The organism is Okeania sp. SIO2F4 (assembly GCF_010672385.1).
GTDB lineage: Bacteria > Cyanobacteriota > Cyanobacteriia > Cyanobacteriales > Microcoleaceae > Trichodesmium.
Genome location: NZ_JAAHGT010000615.1, coordinates 1 through 5,913, shown reverse-complemented (window position 1 = coordinate 5,913; position 5,913 = coordinate 1). Strand labels below are relative to the sequence as shown.

Here is a 5,913-nt window from a genome sequence, read left to right as displayed (position 1 = left end):
GGGGTGCAGCTTTAGAAAAGTTAGAGCGATATACTGAAGCAATAGCAGCTTATGATTTGGTAATTGGAAAGCAGCCAGATAATTTTGATGCTTGGTTAAACCGGGGATTAAGCTTAGAAAAAATGGCAAATTATGAAGGAGCTGTTTTTAGTTATAATCAAGCTATTAGTATTTGGCCAAGTAATTATCTGGCTTGGTCAAAATTAGCTTTTATTCTGGAAGAATTAGAGAGGTATGAAGAGGCGATAACTGCCTACGACCAAATAGTTTCTTTAAGACCTGGTAATCATCAAATTTGGTTTCAGAGAGGGGTTATTTTGGAAAAGTTAGGATATGTTCAAGAAGCAGTTAGTTCTTACAATATTGTCTTACAAATTAAACCAGATTATCAAAAAGCAATTGAAAGAAAAAATAAATTTAAAGTGCCTGTTTGATTTTAATTAGGCTGTTTTTAAGTTGCAAAAAATTTCCATCCTTATTAATGAAAATGTCTATAATACCAAATTGATAAATGTTGGCTACAAATATTTATCAATTTGGTATTACAAGTACAAGTAAGGAAGAAATAAAGAGGAAAGAAGATTCGATAAAAAAGAGGAAAAAACTTAAATTTAGGTAGATATTTTCCAAGGGCTAGTAACTGTGGAAATGTTAAATAGTCTCTGTCTTGATATCAGAGAGTATTTAATTGCGAACATTGTAGTTTCAGTTCTGATAGAGACTTGAATGCTAGTTTATAGCAATTTTCATAAAGGTAGACTACAAAAAAATTAAACAAGCGATCGTGAAACCCTATTGTGTTGACTTACAGCGCTTTTCAGATTGATGAACCACATATTCACAACCAAAACCTAGTAGGAACGTTCCATGGAACATTATTACTGTGGTCTACTGAAATGAAAACCGCTGTAAATACTGGTGATCAACTAAGCATATTCTCTTCTGTAATATTATTTTCGGCGTTGCTGAAATGTAATGCTAAGTAGCTGAACGTAAAATTGAAAAACTTATGTTTAGCATTGATACTTAATCTAAAAATCATTACCACTCAGCAACTCCCAAATATTTATCTTAGGGCTAAAGTCCAACTACGAGCTTATTTATAACTGAGAATTCTTGAATCGGAAAGTCGCTTCAGATAACTTATGGTATAACAAGAAAACGTAGAAATGTTCCCTGAAATATTGGTGTGTATTATAAATTTAGTATCAAATATGAAAAAAACTCTATTTTTAAACCCCCCTTCTTTTGATGGTTTTGATGGAGGTGCCGGAGCTAGATACCAAGCAAAACGAGAAATTACCTCCTTCTGGTATCCTACCTGGTTAGCTCAACCTGCTGCTCTAGTTCCCGGAAGTAAGTTAGTAGATGCTCCTGCTCATTATCAAACGGTGGAAGATGTGCTGAAAATTGCTAAAGATTATGAACTGGTAATTATGCACACCAGCACCCCTTCTCTCCCCAATGATGTTAAATGTGCAGAGGCAATTAAAATTCAAAACCCTCAAACACAAGTAGGTTTTGTTGGCGCTCATGTGGCAGTTTTGCCAGAAAAAACTCTCAAAGATAATCCAATTATTGATTTTGTTTGTCGCAACGAATTTGATTACACCTGTAAAGAATTATCCGAAGGGAAACCTTTTGCAGAAATTAAAGGGTTGAGTTACCATGACTCCCAAGGTAATATTCAGCATAACCCAGAACGAGAATTGATTCACGATTGGGATGCGATGCCTAGTGTTTTTCCTGTTTATGCAGAACATCTCGATATTCGTAACTATCTAATTGGTTATTTGCTCAATCCTTACATCTCCTTATATACAGGTCGTGGTTGCCCCGCCAAATGTACCTTCTGTTTATGGCCACAAACTATTGGCGGACATCAATATCGCGCTAAAAGTCCGGAAGCAGTAGGACGAGAAATGGCAGAAGCAAAAGCAATTTGGGGTAGCTCTGTCAGAGAATACTTTTTTGATGATGATACTTTTACCATTGATAAAAAACGAGCGATCGCTATTAGCGAACATCTGAAGCGACTGAAGTTAACCTGGAGTTGTAATGCTCGTGGAAATTTAGATTATGACACCCTCAAAGAATTGAAAAATAACGGACTGCGTTTGCTGTTGGTTGGTTTTGAATCTGGAAATCAGCAAATTCTCGATGGAGTCAAAAAAGGAATTAAATTAGAAGTCGCCCGCAAATTTATGGAAAATTGCCATAAGTTGGGAATTAAAGTACATGGAGCGTTTATTCTCGGTTTACCAAATGAGAGTAGGGAAACTATTGAAGAGACTATCCGTTTTGCTTGTGAAGTCAGCCCCCATACGATTCAAGTTTCCATTGCTTCCCCCTATCCAGGAACAGAATTATATAGTCAGGCGGAAAAAAATGGTTGGTTTACTGGAGATTCTCTGGTTGCTAATTCTGGGATTCAAATGTCAGCATTGCAGTATCCTAATTTGTCAGGTAGTGAAATTGAGGATGGGGTAGAGCAAATGTATCGACGGTTTTATTTTAGACCGAAATCAATTATTCCTATAGTTGGTGAAATGTTGGCAGATCCGCAAATGTTAGTGCGACGTTTGCGGGAAGGTAAGGAATTTTTGTCTTATTTGAGGGAGCGTCATCAGAGAGCGGCGAGTCATTAATTAGCTAAAAGAAATCGGGTTAATTGACGTTTTCAACCACCATCTGTAGGGGCGAATGGTATTCGCCCTCGGTATATGTAGAGTCTCTATGTAAGTCCTGTCTATGATAAAATTTTGTTGTGTTTTTTAAATCAATAAAAAGGGAGTATTTGCATGAGTGAAATGATTCAGATAACCATAGAGAAAATTACTTGTCACAAACGCAGCGAGTTTAAAGGAAGAAAAGATAATATTTATCTTAAGCAAGCGGGTGGTAATAAACTTTGGCCTCAGGGAGAAAAAGCATACAACATTAAATTAAGGGAAACTATTTACCCAAATTACTCCCATTATTATCAACCCTCTGGAACTATAACTCTTGAACTTTGGGAGTATGATGCTGGCCCTGGTAACGATGATTTTCTAGGTTCTGTTACCTATGATAAAGATTCCAATGGTAGACATAAACAGTTTATGAATGGAGATGGAGGACAGTATGAAGTTATCTATAATGTAGAAAATCCTAATCTAAAAAGTCCTGAAAAAATCGAATCAAAAACACAGCCTGCTAATGCAGAAAATTCCGATCTAAAAAGTCCTGAAAAAATCGAATCAAACACGCCATCTGCTGAAGAATTATATTACCAAGCAAACGAACTAAAAGATGCACAAAAGTATGCAGAGGCAATTGCTTTATACGATCAAGCTCTAGAGCTAGAACCTGAATATGTAAAAGCACTGAATAATAAAGGTTATGCTCTCAATGATCTAGGAAGGTATGATGAAGCACTAGAAGTTTTAGAGAAAGCTCTCCAACTTAAGCCAGATCATTATACAGCTTGGATTACAAAATCAGTAGTTCTTTCTAGTCTTGAGCGATATGAAGAAGCCCTCTCTTCCTGTGATAAAGCTATTTCATTAACTTCAGAATTATCCAATTTATCAAATTATTGGGATCACAAATCTAGTCTGCTTTATGAATTAGGTCGAGATCAAGAGTCTATTGAAGCCAGTAATAAAGCATTTGAATTAAATCAAAGTTCTCCCTTCTTGGCTAATAATCTCTATGGCCAAGCTTGTTGCTATGCCTTACTAAAAGAAGATAGCTTCGCATTGGCAAATCTAAGAATAGCTGTGGAATTAGATAAAAGCTATAAGGATTGGGCTAAGGAAGATTCTGATTTTAGTCATCTCTATTCAGATGAGCGGTTTCAAGCTATTACAAAAACCGAACAGACTACTCAAGAGACTTAAGAATTAGTTGCATAATTCTGCTCTGAAAGCTTCACTCTATTTAACAAAATTGTTCTGTATAGTAGCTAAGAGCTAGAAATCATCGACTAAATTCGGGGCAGTCTAATCAAGATTTGGATGAGTTGGAGACGTTTTTGACATACTCCCGACGTTTCCCTTACGGGAAAAGGCGGGATTCTTCAGTCTGGGAAACCCTGACCACTGTTTAGACACCAGGTGATGTCGGACCCCTGTGTTGACATTGATAATAACAAAATGTACCTAGCTTGTGTCTTGGGCATATGAACAGCTTATGAAGGTATCTGAATCTTTGACCTGGCTTTCCAATTGCGTCGCTCCCCTGCGGGAGAGCGCGGGACTTCCCGCCAGGGAAGTTAAATTCCCCTTAGTTTTTTATTATATTAAAGTCCCCCTTAAAAAGGGGGATTTAGGGGGCTCGTAAGTTGACCTTATCCAACAGAAAAACGCTATACCCGTGCAAATTATATCAATAAAATTATGAAAACAAACACCCACAAAGCACCAGATAACAACGGTACAAAAATTACTGCCCAAAGCAAAAATCGTGGAATGTCAACGACAACTAGCATCCTTGATACCCTACAGTTAGTCTTTCAAGCAGGAGGTCCGGGATTTTGTCAATTTGCTATTAATAATGCTTGTAATGCTAACTGCGGTTTCTGCAATTTTGCACGAGATACTTTTCCTAAAGAAGAAACAAAATTCGTTGAACTCGATGAGGGTATAGATTCAATTAATATTCTGTTTCGCGAAGGTATTAGATATCTGGTTTTCACTGGTGGGGAACCTACTCTTAATCCTAACCTAATCTTATTTGTTGACCATGCAGCAGGATTAGGAATAAAACCTATGGTGGTGACAAACGGTGGGTTGTTAACGCCGAACAAAATTCACGAATTAGCAGACGCAGGTTTATCTAGTCTAATTATTTCGGTTGATGCTGCCACTCAAGAAATTCACGAAAATAACCGTGGGTTGCCTGGTGTTTGCAATAAAATTAAAGAAGCTAATCAAGTGCTAAAAGATATTGGTATGTATTCGACTGCTTCTGTCACCATGAGTCATTTAGTTGATTATGATGCACTGCCAGATTTTCTCGACTCCCTAGGATTTGAGTCAGTAGTTTTTTCCTATCCATTAACAAATCTGGATTCTAATTTTCTGGGATTTTCTGATGCAGGTTTAGTCACTCATACTAATGAAAATCTGTGGCAAGCTTACGAAAAAGTCAAGCAATTAAAAAAGCGATTTCGTGTAGTTAATCCTACTCTTTCTTTAGAAGAAATGCAGAGATTTGTCAAAAATGAAGAGCAACGTTATCCTTGTTTAGCAGGTTATCGTTTCTTTTTTCTTGACTGGGATTTAAACTTATGGCGTTGTCATTTTTGGCATGAACCAATGTGTTCTATTTATGAATTTGATAGCTCGAAATTGGTTAGAGATAATTGTACAAAATGTATGATTAATTGTTATCGAGATTCGAGTTTAATGCAGAATATTGCAGTGTCGATGCAGGATGCTTATCAGTCAATTAAGAAAGGAAATTTGTTAGATACGGCAAAAGCTTTAACGAGAAAAAGTAATGTTGATTCTTTGCGAGCGGTGATGGAAGAATTACCTTGGATAATGCGGTTTTAATAATAGATAATTGATAATTAATAATTGATAATTAATAATGGTTAAAACCGAGAGGATTAAACCAAGTGCGGAAATCTTAATTATATAAAATCCTGATAATTACTATAGCCTGCGTCCGCAGCGACTGGAACGGAGTGGAAGGAAGCAATCTCAGGGGTGCGCGGAGATTGCTTCCTATTGTCGCAATGACGACTATTCAACCGGGTTTGATATTAGACATCTCCGATAATCAAAAACAAAATCAATTAAGTAGGTAGGCACGAAAAAATCAAACTATGTAAAGATAAGTAAATACGGAAAGTTGATCTATCAAGGTGATTTTTTTATGGGCGCTCGTTTCAGGATTTTTCTCACTCGTGAGCAAGACCAAAAA

Annotated in this window: 4 protein-coding genes; all 4 read left to right on the top strand. The window is 36.7% G+C overall.

Translation table 11 applies throughout. The features are described 5' to 3' along the window. A partial coding sequence (locus tag F6K22_RS28805) for a tetratricopeptide repeat protein (protein WP_293105974.1) occupies positions 1–434 on the top strand: 434 nt, incomplete at its 5' end. Between the two features lie 780 nt (positions 435–1,214). Further along, the gene (gene hpnJ, locus F6K22_RS28800; RefSeq protein ID WP_293105971.1) at positions 1,215–2,648 is read left to right on the top strand and encodes a hopanoid biosynthesis associated radical SAM protein HpnJ; all 1,434 of its coding nucleotides are present in this window, start codon (positions 1,215–1,217) and stop codon (positions 2,646–2,648) included. Positions 2,649–2,801: 153 nt separating this feature from the next. Next, positions 2,802–3,881 carry a tetratricopeptide repeat protein gene (locus tag F6K22_RS28795; RefSeq protein WP_293105968.1) on the top strand — a complete coding sequence of 360 codons (1,080 nt, stop codon included), beginning with the start codon at positions 2,802–2,804 and terminating at the stop codon, positions 3,879–3,881. 498 nt (positions 3,882–4,379) lie between these two features. After that, on the top strand, positions 4,380–5,540 hold the full coding sequence (locus F6K22_RS28790) for a radical SAM protein (protein WP_293105966.1): 1,161 nt from the start codon (positions 4,380–4,382) through the stop codon (positions 5,538–5,540). Positions 5,541–5,913: the final 373 nt, after the last annotated feature.

Bases quoted from the DNA above. Each gene is read 5' to 3' on its own strand.
- hpnJ (WP_293105971.1), top strand. From the start codon at position 1,215: ATGAAAAAAACTCTATTTTTAAACCCCCCTTCTTTTGATGGTTTTGAT.
- F6K22_RS28790 (WP_293105966.1), top strand. From the start codon at position 4,380: ATGAAAACAAACACCCACAAAGCACCAGATAACAACGGTACAAAAATT.
- F6K22_RS28795 (WP_293105968.1), top strand. From the start codon at position 2,802: ATGAGTGAAATGATTCAGATAACCATAGAGAAAATTACTTGTCACAAA.